Origin of the sequence: Rhodococcus sp. MS16 (assembly GCF_013277795.1) — a bacterium.
Lineage (GTDB): Bacteria > Actinomycetota > Actinomycetes > Mycobacteriales > Mycobacteriaceae > Rhodococcus_F > Rhodococcus_F globerula.
Window position 1 is genome coordinate 40,968 of sequence record NZ_VBTM01000011.1, and the last position, 25,005, is coordinate 65,972.

The 25,005-nt window shown below is 61.3% G+C and carries 27 protein-coding genes; 14 read left to right on the top strand and 13 right to left on the bottom strand.

What is annotated here, in order from left to right; all coding sequences use genetic code 11:
- Window positions 1–34: 34 nt before the first annotated feature.
- Window positions 35–1,279, top strand: coding sequence for a zinc metallochaperone AztD (gene aztD / locus FEZ60_RS22775; RefSeq protein WP_172937059.1), 1,245 nt, complete (start codon window positions 35–37; stop codon window positions 1,277–1,279).
- A gap of 262 nt (window positions 1,280–1,541) precedes the next feature.
- Window positions 1,542–2,081: a hypothetical protein gene (locus FEZ60_RS22780; RefSeq protein ID WP_033233855.1), complete on the top strand. Its 540-nt coding sequence runs from the start codon at window positions 1,542–1,544 to the stop codon at window positions 2,079–2,081.
- Between the two features lie 14 nt (window positions 2,082–2,095).
- Here FEZ60_RS22780 and FEZ60_RS22785 read toward each other — a convergent pair whose 3' ends face one another.
- Window positions 2,096–2,563, bottom strand: a complete 468-nt coding sequence (locus tag FEZ60_RS22785; protein ID WP_033233592.1) for a VOC family protein — start codon at window positions 2,561–2,563, stop codon at window positions 2,096–2,098.
- A 103-nt stretch (window positions 2,564–2,666) separates the two neighbouring features.
- On the opposite strand from FEZ60_RS22785, the gene FEZ60_RS22790 reads away from it, so the two are divergent.
- Window positions 2,667–3,659: a WYL domain-containing protein gene (locus FEZ60_RS22790; RefSeq protein WP_172937060.1), complete on the top strand. Its 993-nt coding sequence runs from the start codon at window positions 2,667–2,669 to the stop codon at window positions 3,657–3,659.
- A gap of 25 nt (window positions 3,660–3,684) precedes the next feature.
- Here the strand turns inward: FEZ60_RS22790 and FEZ60_RS32615 are convergent, their stop codons facing one another.
- Entirely contained in the window at window positions 3,685–4,290 is a 606-nt protein-coding gene (locus FEZ60_RS32615; RefSeq protein WP_317818955.1) for a pentapeptide repeat-containing protein, read from the bottom strand.
- Window positions 4,291–4,786: 496 nt separating this feature from the next.
- Between FEZ60_RS32615 and FEZ60_RS22800 the strand changes: the two genes are divergently transcribed.
- Together FEZ60_RS22800 and FEZ60_RS22805 are read left to right on the top strand one after the other, a co-directional pair.
- Complete coding sequence (locus FEZ60_RS22800; protein ID WP_172937062.1) at window positions 4,787–5,491, top strand: TetR/AcrR family transcriptional regulator; 705 nt, start codon at window positions 4,787–4,789, stop codon at window positions 5,489–5,491.
- A complete protein-coding gene (locus FEZ60_RS22805) occupies window positions 5,488–6,225 on the top strand; it encodes an SDR family oxidoreductase (RefSeq protein WP_045065408.1) in 738 nt (245 codons plus the stop codon). The genes FEZ60_RS22800 and FEZ60_RS22805 overlap by 4 nt, the downstream gene beginning before the upstream one ends.
- Here the strand turns inward: FEZ60_RS22805 and FEZ60_RS22810 are convergent.
- The 3 genes from FEZ60_RS22810 to FEZ60_RS22820 all read right to left on the bottom strand — a co-directional run bounded on the left by FEZ60_RS22810 (window position 6,222) and on the right by FEZ60_RS22820 (window position 8,892).
- Window positions 6,222–7,412 (bottom strand): FAD-binding oxidoreductase, encoded by a 1,191-nt coding sequence (locus FEZ60_RS22810; RefSeq protein WP_095887322.1) that lies wholly within the window; start codon window positions 7,410–7,412, stop codon window positions 6,222–6,224. The genes FEZ60_RS22805 and FEZ60_RS22810 overlap by 4 nt on opposite strands.
- An 89-nt stretch (window positions 7,413–7,501) precedes the next feature.
- Window positions 7,502–7,885, bottom strand: coding sequence for a hypothetical protein (locus FEZ60_RS22815; RefSeq protein ID WP_033233856.1), 384 nt, complete (start codon window positions 7,883–7,885; stop codon window positions 7,502–7,504).
- A gap of 29 nt (window positions 7,886–7,914) precedes the next feature.
- The gene (locus FEZ60_RS22820) at window positions 7,915–8,892 is read right to left on the bottom strand and encodes a serine/threonine dehydratase (RefSeq protein ID WP_172937063.1); all 978 of its coding nucleotides are present in this window, start codon (window positions 8,890–8,892) and stop codon (window positions 7,915–7,917) included.
- Between the two features lie 197 nt (window positions 8,893–9,089).
- Between FEZ60_RS22820 and FEZ60_RS22825 the strand changes: the two genes are divergently transcribed.
- Together FEZ60_RS22825 and FEZ60_RS22830 are read left to right on the top strand one after the other, a co-directional pair.
- A complete protein-coding gene (locus FEZ60_RS22825) occupies window positions 9,090–9,551 on the top strand; it encodes an Hsp20 family protein (RefSeq protein ID WP_172937064.1) in 462 nt (153 codons plus the stop codon).
- Window positions 9,552–9,832: 281 nt separating this feature from the next.
- Window positions 9,833–11,194, top strand: coding sequence for an ammonium transporter (locus FEZ60_RS22830; protein ID WP_033233600.1), 1,362 nt, complete (start codon window positions 9,833–9,835; stop codon window positions 11,192–11,194).
- Window positions 11,195–11,256: 62 nt separating this feature from the next.
- Here FEZ60_RS22830 and FEZ60_RS22835 read toward each other — a convergent pair whose 3' ends face one another.
- The 5 genes from FEZ60_RS22835 to glnT form a co-directional block, all read right to left on the bottom strand.
- On the bottom strand, window positions 11,257–11,919 hold the full coding sequence (locus FEZ60_RS22835; protein WP_095887324.1) for an XRE family transcriptional regulator: 663 nt from the start codon (window positions 11,917–11,919) through the stop codon (window positions 11,257–11,259).
- Window positions 11,920–11,989: 70 nt separating this feature from the next.
- The gene (locus FEZ60_RS22840; RefSeq protein WP_033233602.1) at window positions 11,990–13,330 is read right to left on the bottom strand and encodes an FMN-binding glutamate synthase family protein; all 1,341 of its coding nucleotides are present in this window, start codon (window positions 13,328–13,330) and stop codon (window positions 11,990–11,992) included.
- 25 nt (window positions 13,331–13,355) lie between these two features.
- Window positions 13,356–14,081, bottom strand: a complete 726-nt coding sequence (locus tag FEZ60_RS22845) for a protein glxC (protein ID WP_033233603.1) — start codon at window positions 14,079–14,081, stop codon at window positions 13,356–13,358.
- Window positions 14,069–14,965: a glutamine amidotransferase family protein gene (locus FEZ60_RS22850; protein ID WP_172937065.1), complete on the bottom strand. Its 897-nt coding sequence runs from the start codon at window positions 14,963–14,965 to the stop codon at window positions 14,069–14,071. Before FEZ60_RS22850 ends, FEZ60_RS22845 begins: the two co-directional genes overlap by 13 nt.
- 37 nt (window positions 14,966–15,002) lie before the next feature.
- Window positions 15,003–16,304, bottom strand: a complete 1,302-nt coding sequence (gene glnT, locus FEZ60_RS22855) for a type III glutamate--ammonia ligase (protein WP_239654687.1) — start codon at window positions 16,302–16,304, stop codon at window positions 15,003–15,005.
- A 411-nt stretch (window positions 16,305–16,715) separates the two neighbouring features.
- On the opposite strand from glnT, the gene FEZ60_RS22860 reads away from it, so the two are divergent.
- The 7 genes from FEZ60_RS22860 to FEZ60_RS22890 all read left to right on the top strand — a co-directional run bounded on the left by FEZ60_RS22860 (window position 16,716) and on the right by FEZ60_RS22890 (window position 21,809).
- Window positions 16,716–17,102: an ethanolamine utilization protein gene (locus tag FEZ60_RS22860; protein ID WP_172937066.1), complete on the top strand. Its 387-nt coding sequence runs from the start codon at window positions 16,716–16,718 to the stop codon at window positions 17,100–17,102.
- A gap of 10 nt (window positions 17,103–17,112) precedes the next feature.
- Window positions 17,113–17,628 carry a dimethylamine monooxygenase subunit DmmA family protein gene (locus FEZ60_RS22865; RefSeq protein ID WP_172937067.1) on the top strand — a complete coding sequence of 172 codons (516 nt, stop codon included), beginning with the start codon at window positions 17,113–17,115 and terminating at the stop codon, window positions 17,626–17,628.
- Entirely contained in the window at window positions 17,628–18,617 is a 990-nt protein-coding gene (locus FEZ60_RS22870; RefSeq protein WP_172937068.1) for a PDR/VanB family oxidoreductase, read from the top strand. The genes FEZ60_RS22865 and FEZ60_RS22870 overlap by 1 nt, the downstream gene beginning before the upstream one ends.
- A gap of 62 nt (window positions 18,618–18,679) precedes the next feature.
- Window positions 18,680–19,621, top strand: coding sequence for a DUF3445 domain-containing protein (locus FEZ60_RS22875; RefSeq protein WP_172937231.1), 942 nt, complete (start codon window positions 18,680–18,682; stop codon window positions 19,619–19,621).
- Window positions 19,618–20,082 (top strand): dimethylamine monooxygenase subunit DmmA family protein, encoded by a 465-nt coding sequence (locus tag FEZ60_RS22880; RefSeq protein WP_172937069.1) that lies wholly within the window; start codon window positions 19,618–19,620, stop codon window positions 20,080–20,082. Before FEZ60_RS22875 ends, FEZ60_RS22880 begins: the two co-directional genes overlap by 4 nt.
- Window positions 20,083–20,111: 29 nt before the next feature.
- The gene (locus tag FEZ60_RS22885; RefSeq protein WP_346343400.1) at window positions 20,112–21,101 is read left to right on the top strand and encodes a DUF3445 domain-containing protein; all 990 of its coding nucleotides are present in this window, start codon (window positions 20,112–20,114) and stop codon (window positions 21,099–21,101) included.
- 21 nt (window positions 21,102–21,122) lie between these two features.
- Window positions 21,123–21,809 (top strand): dienelactone hydrolase family protein, encoded by a 687-nt coding sequence (locus tag FEZ60_RS22890; RefSeq protein WP_172937071.1) that lies wholly within the window; start codon window positions 21,123–21,125, stop codon window positions 21,807–21,809.
- Window positions 21,810–21,889: 80 nt separating this feature from the next.
- Here the strand turns inward: FEZ60_RS22890 and FEZ60_RS22895 are convergent, their stop codons facing one another.
- From FEZ60_RS22895 to FEZ60_RS22905, 3 genes are all read right to left on the bottom strand, one after another.
- Window positions 21,890–22,516, bottom strand: coding sequence for an MBL fold metallo-hydrolase (locus FEZ60_RS22895; protein ID WP_092804491.1), 627 nt, complete (start codon window positions 22,514–22,516; stop codon window positions 21,890–21,892).
- The gene (locus FEZ60_RS22900; protein ID WP_033233613.1) at window positions 22,513–23,601 is read right to left on the bottom strand and encodes an S-(hydroxymethyl)mycothiol dehydrogenase; all 1,089 of its coding nucleotides are present in this window, start codon (window positions 23,599–23,601) and stop codon (window positions 22,513–22,515) included. Before FEZ60_RS22900 ends, FEZ60_RS22895 begins: the two co-directional genes overlap by 4 nt.
- Window positions 23,602–23,729: 128 nt before the next feature.
- On the bottom strand, window positions 23,730–24,995 hold the full coding sequence (locus tag FEZ60_RS22905; RefSeq protein ID WP_172937072.1) for a LuxR C-terminal-related transcriptional regulator: 1,266 nt from the start codon (window positions 24,993–24,995) through the stop codon (window positions 23,730–23,732).
- Window positions 24,996–25,005 lie beyond the last annotated feature (10 nt).

Here is a 25,005-nt window from a genome sequence, read left to right on the forward strand (position 1 = left end):
ACAATCATTTACATTAAGCAGTAGATCTATACCCATGCACCTCACTACCCGCGTATCGCGGCGCCTCACTCTGGCCACATCAGTGGGCCTCTCACTTGCCCTTGTCACAGGATGTTCCTCCGACACCACGGACGCGGCGGAGGCAACAACCACCGCCGCGTCGCCAGCACCGAATGAACAAGCTTCGGCAACACCACGTCTCGCAATCTCCTACGACGGCGGCGTCCAGATACTGGACGCAACCTCGCTCGACGTAGTCGGCGAAACCGCGATCGAGGGCTTCACGCGACTCAACCCGGCCGGCGACGGTCGGCATGTCATGATCTCCGCCGGCGAAGCGTTCAAGGTGCTCGACACCGGCACGTGGTCGTCGGCACATGGTGACCATTCCCATTACTACACAGCCGATCCCGCGATGTCGGACGTCGAGTTCGCAGCCAACGAGCCCGGACACGTTGTACGACATGCCGGAAAAACTGTCCTCTTCAACGATGGATCCGGCCTGGTCGAAATCTTCGATCCCGTCCAATTGGCCAAGCGTCAGCCACGCGTCGAGACCTACACAACCCCGGAACCCCATCACGGGGTGGCTGTCGCACTCGTCGACGGAAGCCTGTTGACCACCATTGGAAACTCCGAGTCCCGCAACGGAATTGCAGTGCTCGATACCAACCGCACGGAAGTCATGCGCAACGAGCAGTGCCCCGGCGTCCACGGTGAAGCCGTTGCAGCAGACGAGACGATCGTGCTGGGCTGCCAGGACGGCCTGCTCGTGTACAAGAACGGCGCGATCACCAAGGTCCAGAGCCCCGATGTGTACGGCCGCATCGGCAACCAGGCCGGTTCCGAAGAGTCGGACATCGTGCTCGGTGACTACAAGACCGATCCTGACGCCGAACTCGAACGACCACAACGAATCTCACTCACCAATACCACCACGTCGGAACTGAAGCTCGTTGATCTCGGCACCAGCTACACCTTCCGATCACTCGGTCGCGGACCGCACGGCGAGGCCCTTGTTCTCGGGACCGACGGCGCTATCCACGTCATCGACCCGAACACCGGCGCAGTGACCAAGAAGATTGCCGTCATCGGCGAGTGGACCGAACCCGCTGAATGGCAGGAGCCCAGGCCCACCCTGTTCACACTGGACCACACCGCCTACGTCACCGACCCCGCGTCGAAGAAGCTGATCGCCGTCGACCTCGAAGACGGCAGCATCCTGACCGAAACCACACTCGATCACACCCCGAACGAATTGACCGGCGTCACTGGCTGATTCGGATTTCGCTTCTGCCCCCGTCTCACACCGAGGTGGGGGCCGAAGCCGTCTTCCGAGCACGGATTCCGAGCGGCATGTCGACCACCAGCCACATTTACACCGAAGCCACCGGCGAATGCAGCGGTCGGCAGGTTATTCAGATTTCAGCACCCGAAGATGAACAGTCCAGATCCATTTGATTCCTCTTCTTCAGAAAGTTACCGACGACGAGACCGCAGGGGAAGCCTCGAATCGCGACGGGATTGTTAGTGTCGAGGACGTGCTCACACATGGATTGACGGTGGACGGCCAACCAACGCTCGAACACATTGATTTCGCCGTTTTGGATTCCTTTCGATTCCCGGATGGGGACGGCTTCCCCGCTTCATATCGTGCATTTATCCGGCATGCAGGTTGGGCGCGGTCCTTCGGACTCTGGCTCATCTACCCGCCCGTGCATCCCGGATTTGCCGATGGCTGGCAAGGGCGCGCAGGGTATCTCACCGCGAACCTCCATTCCGCCTACCGAGAGGGCCACAGCGAGGAGTTCGATTGGATGGTCGAACCCGACGGCGATTGGTCGCTCCCCGCCTCGCTGCACGTATTCGGATTGAGCGAGAACGGCGACGCTCTGCTGTGGGATACAACATCGCGCGGCACCGACGGGGAGTTCCCAGTCTGGGAATCACGCTCACTCAACTCTCTCCACCGACTCGGCGACAGTCTCTCAGAAGCACTTCCGTCCATCCGCGATCGAGCTTTGAGCTTGTTCGGACCGCGCACCTACGACATCGAACCACTCCCTCCGATCCCACTCTGAAGCACGAGGAGTGACTACGCCGGGCTTTCCGCGGCGGACACGTCGAGGATCCAGGTCACCCCGAACGCATCGGTGAGCATGCCGAAACCGGGGCTCCACGCTGCCGCGGCGAGGCCCTCGACGATGGATGCGCCGGCCGAGAGCTTGGCCCAGTAATTCTGCACCTCTTCGAGGGTCTCCCCGCGAACGGAGACGAAAAACGGTTGGTTGGTGATCGTGGTGCCGTTCTCGCGGTGCGTCGAACCGGCATTGCCTGCCGAACCGCCCGACTGCCCTGGGATGTCGTACGCCATCACGCGAAAGCCGTCCTCAGTCTCGATCCGGCCGAATACGACGCCCTGCGCGCCGGGCACGTCTTTGGGCATCCCGAAGTCGCCGTAGGTTGCAATTGTGACCTGGCCACCGAAGACGGACTGGTAGAACTCCAGGGCTGCTCGGGCGTCGCCGCGAAAGTTGAGGTGGGTCGTTGTCTTGATGCTCATGCCTGCTCCTAGTAAGAACGCTGTCCGGCTTTCTTCTTGACGACTGCCACTCTCACAGGCGTCTAGGACGGTTTTTGTCCTAGACTCGAACTAATCTCGTGAGATGGCGACCACGTCCCGGCTCTTGAATCTGCTGTCCCTGTTGCAGACCAGGCGTGACTGGCCAGGCGCCCTACTCTCCGAGCGGCTCGACGTCAGTCATCGCACGGTCCGCCGCGACATCGACCGGCTGCGGGAAATGGGCTACAACATTGCGGCGACCATGGGCCCGGACGGCGGATACCGACTCGATGCGGGCAGTGAGCTGCCTCCCCTGCTGTTCGACGACGATCAAGTCATCGCGTTGGCTGTTGCCCTGCAGGCGGCGACCATGACCGGCGCCGGAATCGAAGAGGGTGCAGTTCGTGCTCTGACTACCGTGCGGCAAGTGATGCCGTCGCGTCTGCGCCATCGGCTCGACGCTCTCACCTTCACTGCGATTTCGGCCGGCCCCGGTGACACGGCGTCCGACTCCGTGTCACCGGAGGTACTCGTTGCGATGTCCACAGCGATCCGCGCTCTCGAAGTGCTCCGTTTCGATTATGCGAGCGACCGCCCGGCCGACAGTTCAACCGATAACGGCGAACCAGCGCCCCCACGCCGGGTGGAGCCGCATCATCTCGTGACCTCCAATCGTCGCTGGTACCTCGTCGCGTGGGATCTCGAGAGAGACGAATGGCGAATCTTCCGCGCCGATCGAATCGCCCCGCGCACCCCGAACGGCCCCCGTTTCACGCCGAGGGAGATCCCCGGCGGCGACGTAACCGAATACGTGTCCGGGCGCTTCAAAGGCTCGGAAAAAACCAACAAGTGGCCTTGCCATGGCAAGGTCATTCTCCATCGGCCGGCCAGTTACGTTCTCCCCTTTGCCGGGGACGGCATCGTCGAAGATCTTGGCCCCGACCGGTGCAGTCTCGAAGCCGGATCATGGTCCTGGGTGGCTCTCGCAGCATCTCTCAACCGATTCGACACCGACATCGATGTCGTCGGACCAGCAGAACTGACCGGCGCCTTTGCGCAACTCGCCGCCCGCAACGCTGCGACCGCTGCGAATTAGATGCTCTCCCCGGCGACAGGTCCCGCTAGCGAACAAGCCAATGTGGCGGGGCTGCAACACCGGCGGGCAAACATGTGTCACCGTTACCTCTGGCTGCGTTCACCTGGGGCTGTGTGACGAACAACGCGGCCGAGAGATCCGCGCCATCCAACCTGGCATCACGCAGATCCGCCCCGAGCAGATCTACCGCTGTGAGGTCACTTCCCCTCAGATCCGCGGCGATCAAGCAAGCTCCGCGCAGATCGGCCCCACACAATCTGTGTGCGCGCAGGTCCGATCCAGCAAGGTCGGCTTCGGCGGCGATGCTCGAGTCCAACTGATCAACTTCGGCAAAGTAGGAAGCCCGAACTTCCGCACTGATCTCCATCAGCACTGCCCTGACCACAGAATGTAATGCGCCGATGTCAGTCGAGAACAGTTCGGCCTGTCCGCCGCGGATCAGTGCGGCAATGGTGGATGCGAGTTCGCGAGCTTCGTGCGCAGCGTCCGGGTCATAGGTGCGTTCCTGCGCCTCGAACAGGTACCACAGCATCTCGTGCAACTGTTTGACGATCTTGAAGGCGGAGAACATGTGTTGCTGCGCATCAGGACGCTCGCGCCAGCTGACGCCGGAGAACAACTGCTGCGACACAACCTGTCCCGCGCCGAAGCAGTCGAAGACCGTGCAGCCGCGGAACCCCCGGGATCGAAGTCCTTCATGGACAGTGCAGGAGAAATTCGAGCCGAGGTGCCGGCACGGAGAACCCGCGGGCTTGTCCTCGGCAAAATCTACCGATCGCGAGAACCCGAAGGCCGTGCAGCACAAGGAAAAACAGTTACTGCAGTCGGCGCGCAGATCCTCGCGCCGAACAGATGAGTGTGTCGATGACATGATGAATGAGCTCCAAAGTGGGGATTCCAATGCAGGACAGGAGGCGGGAACCCGAGGTCGGGTTCCCTCTCGGGACACACGGAATCACCACCGCGCGCAGGCGCGGCACACAATCATCGCGACGGGTCTGGATCACAGACAAGTTTTGTTTATCACTGCAAACAAAGTACCAGTTCGGGCACGACGAGTCCGCGACAGGTCGAGCAACCGAACGACAACGTACCACTGCTAACTATATTCTGTTATCGTTGATTTCATGAGCTCGAGAGCGAAGATACTGGCAGCGGCAACCGAGTTACTCAACTCCTCTCCGGACGGCGACATCTCCACCCGCGCCGTCTGCGAGAGAGCCGGCGTCGGCGCGCCCGCGCTCTACCGCCAGTTCGGCGACAAAGACGGCCTGCTCGCAGCCGTCGTCGAAGCCGGGTTCTCCGAGTACCTCGCAGGCAAACGCGCTGCGATCCCCTCCGCAGATCCGGTAGCCGATCTACGTGCAGGCTGGGACGCGCACACGGCGTTCGCGCTCGCGCATCCTGCGCACTACCGGTTGTTGCATTCACCATCCACACAGAGCGCTGACACCGCCATGCAAGCCCAGGCGCTACTTCGATCCGTTCTCGAACGCTGCGCTGCCGCAGGTCTTCTGACCGTATCCGTCGACGTGGCAACACAGATGGTGATGTCCGCCAATGCGGGCGTCGCACTGATGCTCGTCGTGAGACCGCAGCAGTATCCCGACCCGACACTGTCGGGGCGTGTTCGCGACGGAATCCTCGCATCCATCATCGACGAATCCGGCACCCCGCAGGACGCCTCGCTCAACACCGTCGCATCCACCCTGGAGACCCAACTCGCTACGGCAGATTCAACTTCCCTCTCCACCAACGAGGTTGGACTGCTGCGCGAGTGGCTCCGCAAGCTGTCCGACGCCCCCGAACCCACTTCAGGAGTTACATCATGACTGACACCACCACCCGCGTCGCCATCGTCACCGGAGCGTCCGGCGGCATCGGCCGAGCGACTGCAGAGAAGCTCGCGGCCGATGGAATGGCTGTCGCCGTTCACTATTCGGGAAATCTTCAACGCGCCCAGGAAACAGTCGACACCATCGTCGCAGCGGGCGGGCACGCCATCGCGGTGCACGCCGATGTCGCAGACGAAGGTGAAGTAGCCGCACTGTTCGACACGGTCGAGCAGGAGTTCGGAGGCATCGACGTTGTTGTCCACGCAGCCGGAATCATGATTCTCTCGACCGTCGCCGAATTGAACTTCGACGACTTCGACCGGATGCACCGCACCAATGTTCGGGGCACGTTTGTTGTCGATCAACAAGCCGCGAGGCGGGTGCGCAGCGGCGGTGCCATCATCAACTTCTCCACCTCCGTGAAGAAGCTGGCCTTCCCGACCTACGCTGCGTACGCGGCCACCAAAGGCGCAGTGGACGCGATCACGCTAGTTCTTGCGAAAGAGCTACGGGGACGCGACATCACAGTCAACGCCGTGGCACCAGGCCCCACCGCCACCGACCTGTTTCTGGACGGGAAAGACGAAGCGACAGTGGAGAACCTGTCGAAGATGGCGCCCCTCGAACGGCTCGGAACTCCGCTCGATATCGCGGAGGCTGTCGCGTTTCTCGCCGGCCCGGCGCGGTGGGTCAACGGCCAGGTGATCTACGTCAACGGCGGCGTCGTCTAGCGCATCTCCCCCGCTCCCACGTATGGATTAAGGCTGACGAGAGGCTTTCCCTCGGCAAATCTGCTGAATCGGAAATCGTTGCCGTCCACGGCCGAATCGCTACTGATGCCATCGAGAATCAGATCGGCAACCAGCCGTCCGACAGCCGGGGAAATCTTGTATCCGTGTCCGCTGAAACCGACTGCGAGGAAAAGTCCGTCGACAGGTGACGGGCCGATGATCGGGTTGTAGTCCGGAGTGATGTCGTAACAACCCGCATACGACGACGCCAAACGTGGATCCGGCATCGACGGCAGCAGACGCTCGAGCTTGCCGATCGCGGTCTCCACAAATGCATCCCCTGCCCGATTCAGGTAGTTGTCCGGGTCGGCAAACTCAGGCGCAGAGTGATCACTGTTGCCTACCAACAGGTCTGCGTTGGGTTCGCGCCGGATGTACTGCAGGTTCACCAGATCCGAGAAGGTGGGCACGTGCGGGGTAGGTTCCCCCTGATCAACGAGCAGCAATTGCTCCCACTGCACCTTGATCGGGATGTCGACTCCGACTGTCGCGGCCAACGCGGGTGACCATACGCCGGTAGCAAGAACAACAGTATCCGCATGGATCTCGGCGCCGTCGGCAAGTGTGACGCCGTAGACGGATCCATCCTCTCGCGTCAGAAGTGTTGTCACTTCGGTCGATTGACGAACTGTCACGCCGAGTTCGCGCGCTTTCGTGCCGTATGCCATCCCCGTCATGTACGCATCGCCGTGCCCACCCAAAGGTTCGTAGGCAAAGGCCGCGAAGTCGTCCAGGTTGATGCCCGGCCAGAATGCTCGAACGGCGTCGGCGTCGATGAGGTCGACGGGCACACCCAGAGCACGATGCATCTCGACATTTGCCAACAAGGGTTCTGTGTTGTTGCCGCCAACCCCGACTATGTAACCGGTCTGACGGAAGCCGATATCGGTGCCGAGTACCTGTTCTGCATCCGAAAAGACCTGGACCCCATGCCAGGCCATCGCCGCCAGCGACGGGACCCCGTAGTGGCAGCGAACAATTCCACTCGATTTGCCCGTCATCCCCGAGCACATCGTATTACGCTCGAGCACAACTACATCCGACTCGCCCCGCAGCGCAAGCGACCACGCAATCGCAAGGCCCTCGAGGCCACCTCCCACGATCACTATCCGCGCATGCTCCGCCATAACTTACTCCTGTCTCGAGTTTCTCAACAAGAGACAGTGTTTCATAAAATGAAACCAAGAGTGTGACGGCGAAGTAAAACTTCGCAGACTCACTCGTTCTTCGGTTGTGGCTTCTCCGGGTTCGGCGTGGCCGGATCGATGGTGTCCGCCTGATCCCGCTTCTCGTTCAACTCATCCTTCGAGCTTGCTACGTCCCGCCGATGCTGCGCCGCATGCTGTTGCAGGGCAGATGCTTCCGCAGCTTTGGCATCGGCCTCGGCTTGCACCATGCGAGCCTTCGCCTCACTTTCCTTGGCCTTGGCCTCACGCTGGCCTACTTCGAACGACGACTCCGCCACGTCCTTGCGAATCGCCTCGGCCTCGAGGTGGCGCCGCTCGTTACGTTTGTTGCGAGCCGTCCACACCAGAAGCGCAACGACCACAATCACAACGACCACAACTACAATTGTCCAGATAACACTGCTGGTACTCATACTGAAAGCAGTACCCACCAGCAGATTTCTCACACGCCCATGTCCCCCAGACTTACGTTGGCGCCACACAGAACGACACACAGCTCACCGTCTCGCTGCGGTGAAACCGTGCCGTCCAACACCGGAACCAGCGCTGCGGCGGTACCCAACTCCACGAGTATCCGAAACTCGCGCCACAGAAAAGATCTAGCCCGAACGATCGAATCGTCATCTACGACAACACTGTCTACCGCGTTGTCGGTGACAGTCGCCCAGGCTATTGCGCCTACGCGCGACGCTCCGAGGGAATCGGATGCAATGCTGTCCAACTCGATATCGACAGGATGTCCGGCTTCCAGCGCAGCATGCAACGTGGCGGCACCGATCGGCTCTACCGCAACTACTCGATCCTCTGGCCGCGCTGCGGCAGCGATCCCCGAGACCAGTCCACCGCCGCCCACAGCGATGCAGTACGTTATCGGCCCGCTCGCTTCCTCCGCGACCTCGAGCGCGATGGTTCCGGCACCAGCCACAATGTCGGGAAGATCGTAGGCGTGTAGCTCCAAAGCTCCGCTCGACAAGGCAATCTCGGACGCTGCTGCTGCCGCGAGAACATACCGATCGCCCACCTTTTCGACCGTTGCCCCCAACGCGCCGAGCGCCGCAACTTTTGCATCGGGCGCAGTTTCCGGCACGACCACGGTGCACCCCAACCCCCGGCGACGCGACGCCCATGCAGCTCCGATAGCCGCGTTTCCACCCGACGCGATCACCACCCCCGCACTGGGCATCGTGCCGTCAGCAGCTGCCCGCTCGATCGCGTTGAAACTGCCGCGCACCTTGAACGACCCACCGTATTGGAGGTACTCGAGCTTGAACAGGACCGCAACGTCTCCGTGCGGTGTCGGGACCGTGGTGCGAAAGATCGGAGTCCGTCGAGCCAACCCGTCGATCCGCTCGCGGGCGGCCTCGACGTCAGCGCTCGTCAGGGCTACTGGTCCCGTGATGTTCTCGGTGCGAGGAGTCATAAGGCAACCTTACGGATCGGCACCCGCTTTACCGACCACCTGCCACATGGACCACGCTGGGTCACACACGTCACTGGAGTAGCCGACCTCACGTGTCTGGCACTCGACTACTTCGAGTGCTAATCTTGCTGGTGCACAGTGATTTCGGTTGCTGTCACAGGGACTGCGACCATGGGAAACATGGGAGGTGAGTTGCTGTGCTTCGCTTCGATCCGTTCAGTGATATCGATTCGATCGCGAAGTCGCTGCTCGGCGCAGACGTAGGCGCCGGCCGAGTTCCTCGTTTCATGCCGATGGACCTCTACCGGGTCAACGATCACTACGTACTCAACGCCGATCTTCCCGGAGTAGATCCAGGAACCGTCGACGTGAGTGTCGATCACGGAATGCTGACGCTCTCTGCCACGCGTACTGCATCGTCGGACGAAAACATGCAGTGGCTCGCTTCGGAGAGGTTCGCCGGGAGCTACCGGCGGCAACTGGCACTCGGAGAGAACATCGATGCCGACCGAATTTCCGCGACGTACAACAACGGCGTTCTGTCCGTCACGATTCCGATTGCCGAGCAGGCAAAGCCTCGACGCATCGAAATCAGCCGAGCGGGAGATTCCGAACAGACGATGTTCAACCCGACGCGTGAGCACGACTCCAATCGTTGATCAACTACCCGCACGTCGTACACGGTAGAAGGAGGCGAGGTCCAGGGTCCGAATACGATGTCTTTGATGGTGATCGCCATTCGGTGGTCACCATCTCTTTGTGCAGCACCGATACCGATGCCCCTTCGCACCGGCATTTACACAGTGTTCACCTGCCCCACTTGCAGGCCTTACACAACCAGTCCACTCTCGGGTGACGGTGATTCACCGCATAAGACACATCGCCGAACACACGTCGCAATCGAACGGCGATCACTCCGGACTCAACAAGGTGGACACATATGGATCAGGCAATCATTGCCGCAGATACCGCGTGGATCTTGGCTGCATTCACTGCCGTATCTCTCATGGTTCCCGGACTGGCCCTGTTCTACGGCGGAATGGTCAGTGTCCGAAGCACTCTCAATATGGTCATGATGACCTTCGGCGGCTTTGCCGTTGTCGGCGTTCTCTGGATCATCTTCGGATACTCCGCAGTCCTCGGCAATTCACTGGGCGGACTCGGATTACTCGGCGACCCACTCGAATACATCGGTTTGGGGCAGCTTCTGGAAGCACCCGCCGAACCCGCACTGCCGCCCGCATTGGTGGCAGGATTCCAGCTTCTGTTCGCCGGCATCACCGTCGCACTGATCTCAGGAGCGTTTGCCGACCGCCTCAAGTTCGGCGCCTGGATGATCTTTGCCGGGATCTGGGCCACTCTCGTGTACTTCCCGGTTGCGCATTGGGTATTTGCCTTCGACTCCGCCGACGGCAGCGTCGTCGGCGGCTGGATCGCCAATAAACTTGCCGCAGTGGACTTCGCGGGTGGAACCGCTGTGCACATCAATGCCGGTATCGCCGCACTCGCGGTGATCCTGGTACTCGGTAAGCGTCGTACATTCCCGAACGCGCCACGGCCGCACAGCGTTCCACTGACCATCCTCGGCGCCGGCATCCTGTTCTTCGGCTGGTTCGGGTTCAACGGCGGTTCTGCACTGGCTGCCAACAACAATGCGTCGGTAGTCATCTTGAATACCGTCGCCGCCGCGTGTGCCGGCATCTGTGCCTGGCTCGTCGTCGAAAAGTTCCGCGAGGGTCATGCTACGACGCTCGGCGCTGCTTCCGGGCTGATCGCGGCTCTGGTCGCCATCACCCCTGCGTGTGGTGCAGTCTCACCGATGGGTGCGTTGATCGTCGGTGCAGCAGCAGGCGCGTTGTGCTGCTTCGCCATTTCGTTCAAGTTCAAGCTCGGCTACGACGACGCACTCGACGTGGTCGGGATCCACCTCGTCGGTGGCATCCTCGGCACTCTGCTTGTCGGTTTGCTCGCCGTACCCGAGGCGCCCAGCGGCGCTCAGGGACTGTTCTACGGGGGTGGCCTCGAGCTACTGGGCAAGCAGAGCGTGGCAGTGGCCGCTGTGGTCGCCTACTCGTTTATCGTCACGTTCATCATCGCAAAGGGCATCGACCTCGCGATGGGCCTGCGTGTCAACCCGGAAACCGAGTACGAGGGCCTCGACGTGGCTGTTCACGGCGAAACCGCGTACGTCATGGATTCCGTCTCGATGACCAGTTCCACGAAGCACCAGCCCGACGCGGTATCTGTTGCCGCCGAATCCATGACCACCAAAGCTGCAACCGCAGTAGAAAGCAGTTCGTAGTCTCGCAGACGTCCCGAAGTGTGCCCCTGCTCTCGACATCGAGCGCAGGGGCACACTGCTGTTCAGCCCTGGTGATTGTCAGGGTACGCAGTCACTGCCAGGAATCGAATAGGTAACTCCACCAACTCGTTCGGTCCGTGCAGCCCCTCACCGTCGAGCAGGAGCGAGTCTCCTGGACGCAAGCGATACTCCGAGTCGCCATGGCCGTAGATCATTTCACCTTCGAGCATGTACAGCAGTTCGGTACCGGGGTGCTGAAAGAGCGGAAACACTTCACTGGCGTCGGTCAACGTGACAAGAACGGGTTCGAGTCGTTTGTTCTGCCCGCGCAACGCACCGAGCAGTTCGTAATGGTGCCCGACCCGGGTGCCGCGGCCGACGATCTCCGCACCGTGGCCGGCTTCGACGAAGACCGCGTCCCGCTTGGCATCGGCTCCGCGGAAGAGAGAGGTGACCGGCACGTCGAGACCGGCCGCGAGGCGGGCCAGCGTGGAGAGGCTGCAAGACGTCTGGGCATTCTCGATCTTGGACAGCATCGCCTTCGAGATCCCGACTCTCGTAGCCATGTCCCCGACCGACAGACCACTGGCCAACCGGAGCTTGCGCACCTGGGCTGCGATCACCTTCTCGAGGTCGAGGCCGGTCGGAGTGTCCGCAGGAACTTCGCGCTGCTCCGGTGCCGGGTCTCCCGTGTCTCGGTGGACACTGCGCTTCGACGTCGTCATAGGCACAAGCCTAACGGCGCGTCTACTGGGAGTAGACGCGCCGTCACTGATTGTGTGGCTTACATTCGTGTTACATCGCCCCGGGGATCCAGGTGGTGCCGGCTAGCGGCACCCGAGCCATTGCCGAGGCCTCCACTGTCAACGCAACCAGATCCTGCGGTTCGAGATTGCGGAGGTGCGATTTGCCGCAGGCCCGCGCCAGGGTCTGTGCTTCCATCGTCAGAACCCGCAAGTAGTTCGCGAGGCGTCGACCGGCGTCAACCGGATCGAGGTTCTTTGCCAACTCTGGATCCTGAGTGGTGATTCCGGCCGGATCACGCCCCGCCTGAAAATCATCGTAGAACCCGGGAGCAGATCCGATCTCCGCGTACTGCTCCGCAAACCGGGGGTGGTTGTCGCCCAGCGCAATGAGTGCCGCTGTCCCGATGGCAACAGCGTCTGCGCCCAACGCCATCGCCTTGGCAACATCTGCGCCGCTTCGGATTCCGCCGGAGACGATCAACTGCACCGAACCGTCACCGCTCCCACGATGAACGCCCATCTCCTGCAACGCCTGTACTGCTTGTGGAATCGCGGCCAGCGTGGGAATTCCGACGTGTTCGATGAACACGTCCTGAGTGGCAGCCGTCCCACCCTGCATACCGTCCACCACCACGACATCGGCGCCGGCTTTCACGGCAAGTTTCACGTCGTAATAGGTGCGTGTTGCGCCCACCTTGACGTAGATCGGCTTCTCCCAACCCGTGATCTCACGCAATTCGATGATCTTGATCGCCAAGTCGTCAGGGCCAGTCCAGTCCGGATGGCGGCAGGCGCTTCGCTGGTCCACCCCCATCGGCAGCGTTCGCATTCCGGCAACACGCTCGGTGATCTTCTGGCCCAACAGCATTCCGCCGCCACCAGGCTTGGCGCCCTGACCGAGCACGATCTCGATGGCATCCGCCTTCCGAAGATCGTCCGGGTTCATGCCGTAACGCGACGGTAGGTACTGGTACACCAGATTCTTGGACTGCCCCCTCTCCTCCGGCGTCATTCCGCCGTCGCCGGTGGTTGTGGATGTGCCCACTTCACTGGCCCCGCGCCCCAGAGCTTCCTTGGCCTGACCGGACAATGCGCCGAAGCTCATCCCCGCAATCGTGATCGGAATATCCAGGTGCAGCGGAAACTTCGCATGACGGCCACCGAGCACCACATCGGTGTCGCACTTCTCGCGATACCCTTCCAACGGGTACCGCGACATCGACGCGCCGAGGAACAGCAGATCGTCGAAATGCGGCAGCTTTCGCTTTGCGCCCCAGCCGCGGATGTCGTAGATCCCGGTGTCTGCGGCCCTCTGGATCTCGTGGATGACCCCGCGGTCGAAGGTCGCGGATTCACGAAGCCATGGTGCGGTTGTGCTCGGAGTGGTCATGGAAGGCTCCTTCGGAGAAAAAGATTCAGTACGCCGAAGCGTTGTCGACGTGGAAGTTGTACAGCGACCGGGCGGAGCCGTAACGGGTGAACTCACGTGGATCTGCGTCGAATCCGGCTGCGCCCAGCAGTTCCTGAAGCTCGACGAGATGCTCGGGGCGCATCTCCTTCTTGATGCAGTCGGCGCCGAGAGACGCCACGGTTCCGCGAACGTAGATCCGAGCTTCGTACAGCGAATCTCCCAACGCTTCACCGGCATCTCCGAGAACAACCAGCCGACCGGCCTGCCCCATGAACGCGCTCATGTGTCCGATGTTTCCACCGACCACGATGTCGACGCCCTTCATCGAAATACCGCAGCGCGCAGCAGCATTGCCTTCCACCACCAACAGTCCGCCGTGGGCCGTCGCACCCGCGGACTGCGACGCGTCGCCGCGTACCCGCACTGTCCCCGACATCATGTTCTCGGCAACTCCGACACCGGCGTTTCCGTTGACGGTCACCGAGGCCTGCTGATTCATCCCGGCGCAGTAGTAGCCGACGTGCCCGTCGATTGTGACGTCTATCGGCTGATTCAATCCGCACGCGAGTGCATGCTTACCGGCCGGATGACTCACGCTCACGCTGCTCGGAGCCTCGGTGGACTGAAGTGCGGCGTTGAAATCTCGGGTTTCGGTGATATCGAGATCAAAAGATTTGGTAGAGAGCGTGACCGGTGCGGAATCTACCGGAACTGCTGTCATCGGTGCCATACGTAAACCTCTTCCGGCTCTGGTTCGAAAATGTGTGCCTGGTCGATTCCGGGCAATCCCGCAAGTGCGCGGTATTCGGAGGCCATCGCGACGTACTGATCCGTCTCGGCGACGATCGCAGGCTTGCAGGCAATCGGATCACGCACTACCGCAAAGGAATCACTGGTCGAGACCAGCAGGGTGTAAAACCCGTCGAATCGCTCACCCAACAGTCGGAGCGCCTTCTCGAGGTCGACACCTACGGAGAGTTGCTTGGCCACGAACCTCGCACCTACCTCCGTGTCGTTCTCACTGTCGAAGACCACACCTTCCGATTCGAGTTCACGTTTCATCGTCAGGTGATTGGAGAACGACCCGTTATGTACGAGGCATTGGTCCGGGCCGACGGCGAAGGGATGTGAACCTGCCGCCGTCACAGCCGATTCCGTTGCCATACGGGTATGCGCAACACCTTGCCACCCCGATGCCGACGGCAAGCCGAATCCACGCGCCAACTCGAGCGGGTTGCCCATTCCCTTCAGAACGGTGACATCCTCACCGAATCCGATGATCACCGCTGCGGGGAGCGTCTCACGGACTGCCGCCAGAAGAACGTCAGTCGGAACGGCGGCGTGGATGACGGTGGTGGGATCCGCCTCGAGTACAGTCACCGCAGCACCCACCGACTCGGTGAGACTGTCCGCCAAGAACACAGCGTCTGATCCCGCACCGAGTACCGACACCGAACTGTGCCCGGCCGGTGACCACGTCGGGTCTCCGTAGATCGCCATACCGGCAGAATCCGGTCCACGATCCACCATTTCGCCCAGCATTCCGGTGAGCAGTTCACCGAGGCGGGGATACAGCGAGGGCTCTCTCAGATGAAGCCCGACAATGCCACACATGGGCAGTCTCCTTGTCTCTTGCGAAGGAATACGAGAATCAGAACGCGGTGAGGTAGTTGTCCACTTCCCAGGGAGTTACCGTGTTGTGCCACTGGAAGAACTCTTCACGCTTGAGGGTCGTGAAGTACCCAGCCACGTCGGCGCCCGCAGAATTCAGCGCCCCGGTCACCACGGGGTCTGCGGCCAAGGCATCCATGGCGTGCAGCAACGTCATCGGCAGCGAATCCGACGTCGATGCGCCTCCCGGTTCGCCTGGGTCCAGTTCGCGCCGAATACCGTCCAGACCGGCTGCGATCGTCGCGGCGGCGGCAAGATACGGGTTGGCAGAGCCGTCACCACCACGCAGTTCGACGCGGTTGCGATCGGGAACCCGGAGATAGTGTGTGCGGTCGTTGCCGCCGTACGTCGCATGCCGCGGTGACCACGTTGCGCCACTGGTCGTTGCGGTGGCTCCGGTTCTCTTGTACGAGTTGACCGTCGGGGCAATCACTCCTTGGAGTGCACACGCATGGTCGAGAATTCCGGCGATGAAGGAGTACGCGGTCGACGACAATCCGAGGCCTCGCTCGTCCGTCGAATCCGGGAATGCCGATTCTCCGTCTCGCCAGAGCGAGAGATGCATATGCATGCCGCTCCCCGTACGGTCGGCGAAGGGCTTCGGCATGAATGTTGCAGTCATACCGCGTTCTTCGGCAAGGACGGAGATCAGGTAACGCAAGGTGATCACTCGGTCGGCGGTGGTCATCGCATCCGAGTAGTTGAAATTCTGTTCGAACTGCCCGTTTCCGTCCTCGTGGTCGTTGGCGTAGTTTCCCCACCCCAGCTTGTTCATGGCAGTAGAAATCGACGTCAGGTGCTCGTACATGCGGGTGACATCGCGGGCGTCGTAGCACGGTTGGCGTGAGGTATCGAGAGTGTCTGCGGTGCGCAGGGCTCCGCTCTCGTCCTTGTCCACGAGGAAGTACTCGATCTCCGCTCCTACGTTCACGTCCAAGCCCATCTCCGCTGCCTCCGCGAGCACGGATCGCAGCATCACTCTCGGTGCGTAGGGCCAAGGCTTGCCCTCGACATGCGGATCGCAGTGCACCAGCGCAAGGCCGGGCCGGATAAATGGAATAGGGGTGTAGGAGGTTGGGTCGGGGATCGCCACGAGATCGGGATCCTTCGGCTCCTGCCCCATCGCGCCGGCTGCGTAACCCGCAAATCCGACGCCCTCTGTCTGCAGTTCTTCCACCGATTCGATCGGCACCAACTTCGCGCACGGTTTACCGGCGAGATTGACGAATACCGCGAGGATGAATCGTGTTCCGTCGGCCCGCGCTCGCGTTGCCAGGTCCATCGGGCGCTCACCTGTCACTGCATCCGGGATTGCCTGGGGCACTGCATGCAACTCTGCCGCTGTTTCATTCAGTTCGGCGGTGTCGATCGCCATCGAGACTCCTAGTTTCACGCAGGGCCCTAGTTCCACCCAACGTGGTCGGCTATTCCGGTTTCACTGGGTGAATCACTGTCATCTAACAGGAAACAAGGTTGATATGTCCATCTCGTTACGCCCAAGTGAGGTTGTGATGACGGCACCGTCGGCACTGGTGAATTTCTAATCAAGTTGCAGCAAAACAGATTACGGAGATTTTGTTTACCGCCACGTAACCGAAAATCAGTTTCCTCTCATTACAGTAAGTTTCACGTCAGCGATCACATCCCTGCGATCGGACGCTCTTTCAACCATCCCATTCCCTCAGGAGCACCGATGAGCATTTCTACGACGTCCACCACACCGGCAGAGTTCCGCGTCACCGCAGACTTCTGGGCAGACCTCCCCCAGATGCCCGAATCCGAGTACCCCGGCACCAAGGGATTCATCAACGACGTCTACTCCAATCCAGACGGTTCAGCGATGTCCGCGGGCTACTTCGAATTGATCCAGACCGACGCTCCACTCGACTACCTCTACGAATACGACGAAATGAAGGTGGTCCTCGAAGGCGAGTTCGTTCTCGAAAACCTTGATACCGGCCAAGTGAGTGTCGCGAAGGCCAAAGATGCGATCTTCTTCCCCAAGGGTTCGCGCATCAGGTTCACCACCCCCGATCGCGCGCTGGCCTACTACGTCGGCCACCGCTCGTTCGCACCGTAAGCCAACCGTCGTGAGTGTCTGTGCCCGGTCGACCAGCGTTCCGCGCTGGGACGCCGAGCGGCTTCTCAGCGATCCGGACGGACGCTACTTCACCGTCGTCTCCTTCGGCGACCGCGCGCACACCGATGCTGCTCAGGTGGTCGGAGAGCACTCCGGCCACCGGGTCAGCTGGTTGAAACTCGGCTCGCAGTGGAGCGCCGTGACATCGGCGGTGTTGCAGCGGGAGTTCGCTGCCGCGAGAGTGGGTTGGCGATTGATCGTGATCGGCGCCGAAATCGAAGTACTACAGGCACGTTCGGTGGCAATCGCCGCCGGCGCCATACCCGCAGAGATCCTGACGTACGTCACAGGCGACGCGCAACGCCGGGTCTACTGCGTGCATTGCCGGCACGTTCACCAAACAGATACACCTGTCGGAGCACTCAGCCTCTGTCCGCGATGCCGTACCGACTTGTTTGTCTACCACCATGTATCCCGTAGGTACGGAGCCTATCTCGGGTTCATGGCCGATGCCGAGGAGCAATGATGACCGCAACAACGGACGCACCTGGCGTCACAGACACCAAGTCGTTGACCTTGGTGCTGACAGAGGCCACCATGCTCTGCGGCGGTGTCCGATCTCTCCGCCTCGAAAGGGCCGACGGCTCAACACTTCCGTCCTTCACGCCCGGGAGTCACCTTGTTCTCGACTGCGGTACAACACCCCAGGGAATGCCGCGGCGCAATTCGTATTCGATGACCGGGCCGGAACTCGAACCGGATCACTATTGCGTTTCGGTCCAGCTGGATCGAGGCGGTAGAGGTGGATCACGCTGGATTCACGACTTGGAGATCGGCACGAGTATCCGCACGTCGCGCCCGCGCAGTGTGTTCGCTCCGGTACTCACGGCACGGCATCACTTGCTGGTTGCCGGCGGAATCGGTGTGACGCCGATACTGTCGCACGCGCGGGCCGCCGCACAATGGGGTCGATCCTTCACCGTCCTGTACGTGTGGCGGGGAACCGACGCAGCGCACCTGGCCGAACTACGCGAACTGTGCGGATCACGTCTGCACGTCTTCTCCTCACGCCAGGAGTTGTGGGCCCACCTGGGGCCGGCTCTGCTGAAACAACCACTGGGCACCCACCTGTACACGTGCGGCCCCAGCGCGATGATCGACGCCGTCGAGGGTGCCGCCAAAGCCGCGGGATGGCCGAGTGCCCGCATTCACTACGAACGTTTCGGCGGCGTGGGGCTGGACCCCGGACAACCGTTTACCGTCGCATTGCGCGGCAGCGGACAAGAATTCGACGTACCTTCCGGAACAAGTGTCCTCGAGACTCTCGAACAGCACGGCATCACCATCCCCAATCTCTGCCGTCAAGGAGTATGCGGCGAGTGCCGAATACCGGTGGCAGACGGGAGCGTTGCACATCGCGATCTATATCTGACCGACGAGGAGAAATCCCATGGCACATCGATGATGGCCTGTGTATCGCGGGCCGAGGGGTCACGATTGGAGTTGAACTTGTGAACGCATCGGCAGAACTACTCGACGTGCCCACTCGAATTGCGAACTTCCCGTTCCCTTTTGCCATGGACTCGTACCGCTACAGCACCAACGTCGAACCTGCCGGGACACCTGCAAGAACGGCCGCCGGCGAGTGGGGCAAACACACGATCGAGATCGACGAGAACTACCATCACGAATTGGCCGAGCGAACAAGGATATTGGCTTCGGACGCCAGTCGATATCAGAGTCTGCCCCACATGATGCCGGCGCAGTGGGACGCCATGATCTCGATCATGCGCATGCTCGCCGAGAGCTATCCGGACTCCATGAGTCTCGAACGCGACGGCACGGCCTGGATCTGGCGAAACGGATTGCTCGATACCGAGCAGCGGTTTGTCGTCGGCGATCTCGGTACACTTCCGATCGACCCACTTCGGTTTGCCACCAACCAGATTCAGGAGGACGTTGTCCTCCTCGATCAGCGAGAAGGACAGCTCTGGGGCGACGCCGGTGTGGTTACCTTCGCAGCTGATTGGTCATTGCGATTCGACGTCGGTATGAGCTTTCTGCAGATCCACGGCCCGGTACCTCGCGTACATGCCGAGGGTGTTGTCTCCCGCGCCCAGAGTTTTCTCATGCGCCTCGAACCCGGTGAGCGATACCGCCGAACCAACTGGACCTTGACCGTCGACGGCAAACTCGATACCTCCACCGAGACGTATCCGCAGTGGGGACCCGACCGAACCAGCCTGGCCCAGGGACCACTCGAGGATGTCGGCGACCGACTGTTCCTCCGCGTCGAGGTACAGCACCTGATTCGCTTGGCAACCTCCGGATCGATCATGTTTCTCATCCGGAGTTACCTTCTGCCACTGCGAGATATCGCATCGGTTCCCGTCTGGGCTCAGCGTCTACACGCAGTGCTCGACGACCTGCCGGAAGACATGGCCGACTACAAAGGGATTACCAAAACCCGCGGACCGGCAATGGAGTGGCTACGCACGCACGCTGGAGTGGACTCGTGACCGCAATCCCGGAACTGGATATAACCGGACGCGAGTTTCTCCTCATCGCACTCGGTGGTTGTCCCGACGGTCGAAACACCGTGATCGACTGGGCAACCGAGGCAATCGCCGCCGGGCGATCGGTGACTGTTCACGTTCAGGATCAACTCGATCTCTCGCGCATCGAGCAGTCGGTGGCAGGTTCCCACACCGGTGCCCGCATTGCCGTTGCCGGTCCAGAGTACGACGTGATGCAAGCACTGGCCGCCATACGTGCCTGCGGCGCACTGCCATGCGAAGTGCGATCCAGCGTCACGAGCACGGGAACAATTTCGCTCTTCTGCCCACATTGCGCACACACCCATCGGGTCGAGACCCGTCCCGGCTCGGCACACGAATGCCCTTCGTGCCGACTACTACTCGATATCCGGGTACACAGAAATTCACATCACGGGAGCTACCTCGGCTCCGTCGCCGCGTAACACCGCCTTTCCACTCGAGGAGTGCAGTTGTGAGTGATCTGAAAACCTTGCCCTGGCCGTTTCCCGACGACGACCGAACCTTTCGCTACGGCGTCAACGTTCAACCGGCACCGCGGTTGACGACAACTCTGGCAGGCGAATGGGGTGAACACGTCGTTGATCTCGGCGACGACTACCTCTACATGATGCAGCTACGACGCGACATCCTCGATCGGGATCCAGGCCGGGCACAGATGCTGCCGCACATGATGCCGGCGTGCTGGGACGTCATGCTGTTTCTCATGCGTCAACTCGCCGCGTCCTATCCGGCTTCGATGTTGTTGGAAGGCAAAGGCAATCACTATCGCTGGACCAATCGGCTACTGGGGATCGAACAGAGCTTCACACTCGGAGATCTGTTCACCCTTCCCGAAGACCCACTGACATTCATCGGTTGCCAGGTACCCGACGATATTCTGCTGCTCACCGAACGCGACGACCAATTGTGGTTCGACGCCGCACTGGTCACCTCGTCTGCCGACTGGTCCGTGAAATTCGATATCGGAATGAGTTTCGACGAGATTCACGTACCGGTACCTGGGTTGACCGCAGGCGGTGTGACCGGCAGAGCCCAGAGTTTCATGCGGATGCTGACAACAGACCAGATCTATCGCCGGGTGAACTGGACGTTCTCCGCCGTCGGTTCCCGGTTGCGTGACACCAGCCTCGAAACGATGCCACAGTGGATGCACGACATGCCGGAGTTGATCTCCCAGAAAGACTGGGGCCGAATCCAACTCCGCATCGAACTCGAACACCTGATCCGACTTCCCTTGACCGGAGCACTGGTCTTCAATATCCGCACGTACCTGGCCCCGCTGTCGGACATCGCCGCAATCCCACAATGGGCGGAGCAATTGGCGGCCATAGTGACCGAACTACCTCAGGAAATAGCCGAATACAAAGGTATCGACGGTTACCGCATGGAAGCAATGGCGTGGCTACGTACACAATCCGAGGTGCTCGCTGCGACGGGCTGAGCGTTCGCTTACAGTCGGAGAATGGACATTCTCTCGAGCACGGTGAACGACGTACCGCTGAGCATCGCCCGACCCGAATCGCCTGCCACGCAGAAACCTGCGGTGATCGTGCTGCAGGAGGCCTGGGGCGTCAACGCTCATATCGAGAGCATCCTGTTACGCCTCGCCGACGCCGGATACCTTGCGGTCGCTCCGCACCTCTACCACCGTGGATCACGGTCGTTCTTCACCGATTTTCCATCGGCCAAGAATTCTCTCATGGCGCTGAACAGCGAGGGGATCGGTCACGACGTACGTGCCGCCGTCGCGTACTGCAAGTCCGAGGGAGCCGGCAAGGTCGGCTCCCTCGGATTCTGCATGGGTGGCACCGCGTCACTGTGGTGCGCCACTGTTCCTCTTGTCGATGCCGCGGTCACCTACTACGGCGGCGCGGTTGCCGAAGCACGATGGTCAGGAATCGCTGCCGGGACGGAACTTGCTGCCCAACTGAAGGTTCCGTGGCTCGGCCATTACGGCGACCTCGACACCGGTATCCCGCCGGAGAGCGTCGAACAATTACGCGAGGCCGCCTACGAACTCGCCCGGGTGTACCGGTATGCCGACGCGGGCCACGCGTTCAACAACGACACCGCCGGCGACCACTACAACCCCGACGCTGCAACACTCGCCTGGTCACGCACTATGGAGTTTTTCGGCGAGACTCTGTGACGCCGAGTTCCGGTCAGGGAACGCGCCCTGAAGGTCGGTGCGAACACACGTCGTGCTCGCACCGACCGTTTCTGCCGCAGTCAGGATCCGGCGCGGATCCATTCCTCGAGGTGCGGCGCCTCGGTACCGATTGTGGTGCCGTCACCGTGACCGGTGTGAACCGTGGTCTCGGCAGGTAAGGCAAACAGCTTGTCGCGGATCGATCCGATGATGGTCGGGAAATCGGAGTACGAGCGCCCCGTTGCACCGGGTCCACCGGAGAACAAGGTGTCGCCGCTGAACAGTTCCCCCGCCTCGGGCAGGTAGAGGCAGGTCGATCCCGGCGAATGGCCCGGCGTGTGCATGGCCAGAATATCGGTGCCTGCCACCGAGATTCGCTGCCCGTCTTCCAAACTCAGGTGCTTGACGCCTGGATGTGTCATCTCCCAGAGGACGTCGTCAGCCGGATTCAGGTAGATCGGAGCGTCGAGCTTCTCGGACAGTTCCGGCGCAACGGTGACGTGATCGTTGTGTCCGTGAGTACACACGATTCCGACAACCTTGCGGCCGGCAACGGCGTCGATGATGGGCTGCGCGGTGTGCGCGGCGTCCACGACAACCACCTCGTTGTCGTCACCGATCAGCCAGATGTTGTTGTCCACGTCCCACGTACCGCCGTCGAGGCTGAACGAACCTGATGTGACGACGCGATCGACTCGCAAGGTCACAGGACCACCACCGAGCGCAGGACCTCGCCGCGGTGCATCGTCTCGAAGGCCTTCTCGACCTCGTCGAGCTTGATGCGCTCGCTGACGAACTTCTCGAGCGGCAGACGCCCCTGCTGGTACAGATCGACCAGGACCGGGAAGTCGCGCTCGGGCAGGCAGTCTCCGTACCATGACGACTTGAGTGCGCCACCACGGGAGAAGAAGTCGACAAGTGGCATCTCGAGAGTCATGTCCGGCGTCGGAACACCTACCAGCACTACGGTTCCCGCGAGGTCACGCGCGTAGAAGGCCTGCTTCCACGTCTCCGGGCGTCCAACTGCGTCAACGACGACATCTGCGCCGAAACCACCGGTCAGCTCCTGAACAGCTTCGACAACGTCGTCGACCTCGGTGGCGTTGATCGTGTGGGTTGCACCAAGTTCTGTGGCCCACTCCAGCTTTCGCGGATCACGGTCGATGGCGATGATGGTGTTGGCGCCGGCCAGACGCGAACCCATGATGGCGGCGTCGCCGACACCACCGCAGCCGATGACAGCCACCGAGTCGCCGCGGCCGACGTTGCCGGTGTTCATGGCGGCACCCATACCGGCCATGACACCGCAACCGAGCAGACCGACAACAGCGGGATCAGCCGACGCATCGACCTTGGTGCACTGGCCTTCGTGGACAAGGGTCTTGTCGGCAAACGCGCCAATCCCGAGGGCCGGCGTCAGTTCGGTTCCGTCTTCGAGGGTCATCTTCTGCTCGGCGTTGAAGGTGTCGAAGCAGTACTGGGGGCGTCCGCGCTTACATGCACGGCACTGCCCGCAGACGGCGCGCCAGTTCAGAACGACGAAGTCGCCGACCTCGACGTGCGTGACTCCCGCGCCGACGCTCTCGACGATGCCCGACGCCTCGTGCCCGAGAAGGAACGGGTATTCGTCGTTGATGCCGCCGTCGCGGTAGGTGAGGTCGGTGTGGCACACGCCGCACGCTGCGATGGCAACAACCACCTCGTTGGCACCGGGATCGGGAATCGTGATGGGAACGATTTCGACGGGGGCACCCTTGGATCGGGCGATAACGCCGCGTACCTGCTGTGGCATGGCTCTGCTCCTGGCTTGTGCGTTTTCGGACATGTCGTCACATAGCAATATATGAACGCACTACGAGGTTAACCCGAATACCCGAGCCGGAACCCTGGCCGAAATAACTGACCGACCTATCCGAAGAGCTAGGGAGCTGGTTTGACACCGGCTTCCGCGCCTACAGCTGCGGCAGCACCGCGGCTGTCGACGCCCAGTTTCTTGAGAACTCCCGCGACGTGAAATTTCACGGTGCTCTCACTGACACCGAGACGCTCGGAGATCGCCTTGTTCCGACGACCCGCGACCAGATGCTCGAGCACTTCGATTTCTCGCGGACCCAGATCGGACAGCGTGTGGTCGACGGGCGTCGCGGCAACCACGTCGAGCGGAATGGTGGCACTGATCCGGCTGCCCCAACCTGTAGTCGACTCCGAATCTATTGTTCCGCCCAACGTCTCTACCCGCGAACGCAATTGGCGTTCCAGATCGGCAACGTCGGCTTCGCCTCGCCCGTCGTCGCGGATGTCGATCAGCAGAGCGGAACCGTCGAGGCTCCACTCGACCCGAATCCGCGACAGCGTGTGTTGATCCGCAAGAGCAAGCGCCGCACCTCGCACCACCGCCCGCGCGCCGTGCGCAACTTCACCGGGAAGCCCACGCCCCTCGACCGGCGGTTCCACCAGTTCCAACTCGACGTTGCGGTGTTTGAGCAGTGATCGCAACTCCCCGCGCATCCGCGCAAAAGCCGTGGTGATTGCTTCTTCCGCCAGTTCCCGATGGACGTCGACAGCGGACCGCAACCGGATCAATGCCGACGACGTGGTCTCCCTGGCTGCTGTTCGCGCCCGAGTGTCGTCGAGATCATCCGAACGCAACGTGGCCAGGATTGTCTCCAGCGTCGCCGCGTGAACCTCGGTCATCTCGGCAACCGTGCGCGCGCGTTCCGACGACGCGGCCCGCGACTCCGCCAAATAAGCCGGGCTGGCATTGCGGACCTGCAGTTGAATGCCGGTCGCGACCACTCCGAACAGTGCTGCCGTCAACTCGAGCGCCGTTGCCCGAGTTGCCGTCGAGCGCGGCAACAGGACCAGTACCGTGTCTGTCCGATCGAGAACAGCAACCACTTCACGCTCCCGGCCGGCAACCGCCAGTTGTCCCCGAAAGATCTGTCCCACAGCAAGATCGGTACGGATGCGATCAAGTTCGGCGATGGTGACTCGATCGACGACTGCCGGATCTCCAGCCACCTTGCGTGGCCGGCCGGTGCATTCACGTGTGAAGATCACGAGCGCGGTGTGTGGCACCAGATCAGTGAGCAACACCGAGAATCTGCGGCCGATCTCGGGCAGCGGACCCACCAGTACGTCGCGCAGGTCGGAGATGAGAGTGGGGAGTTGTTCGGTGGTACTCACCGTTCAACGA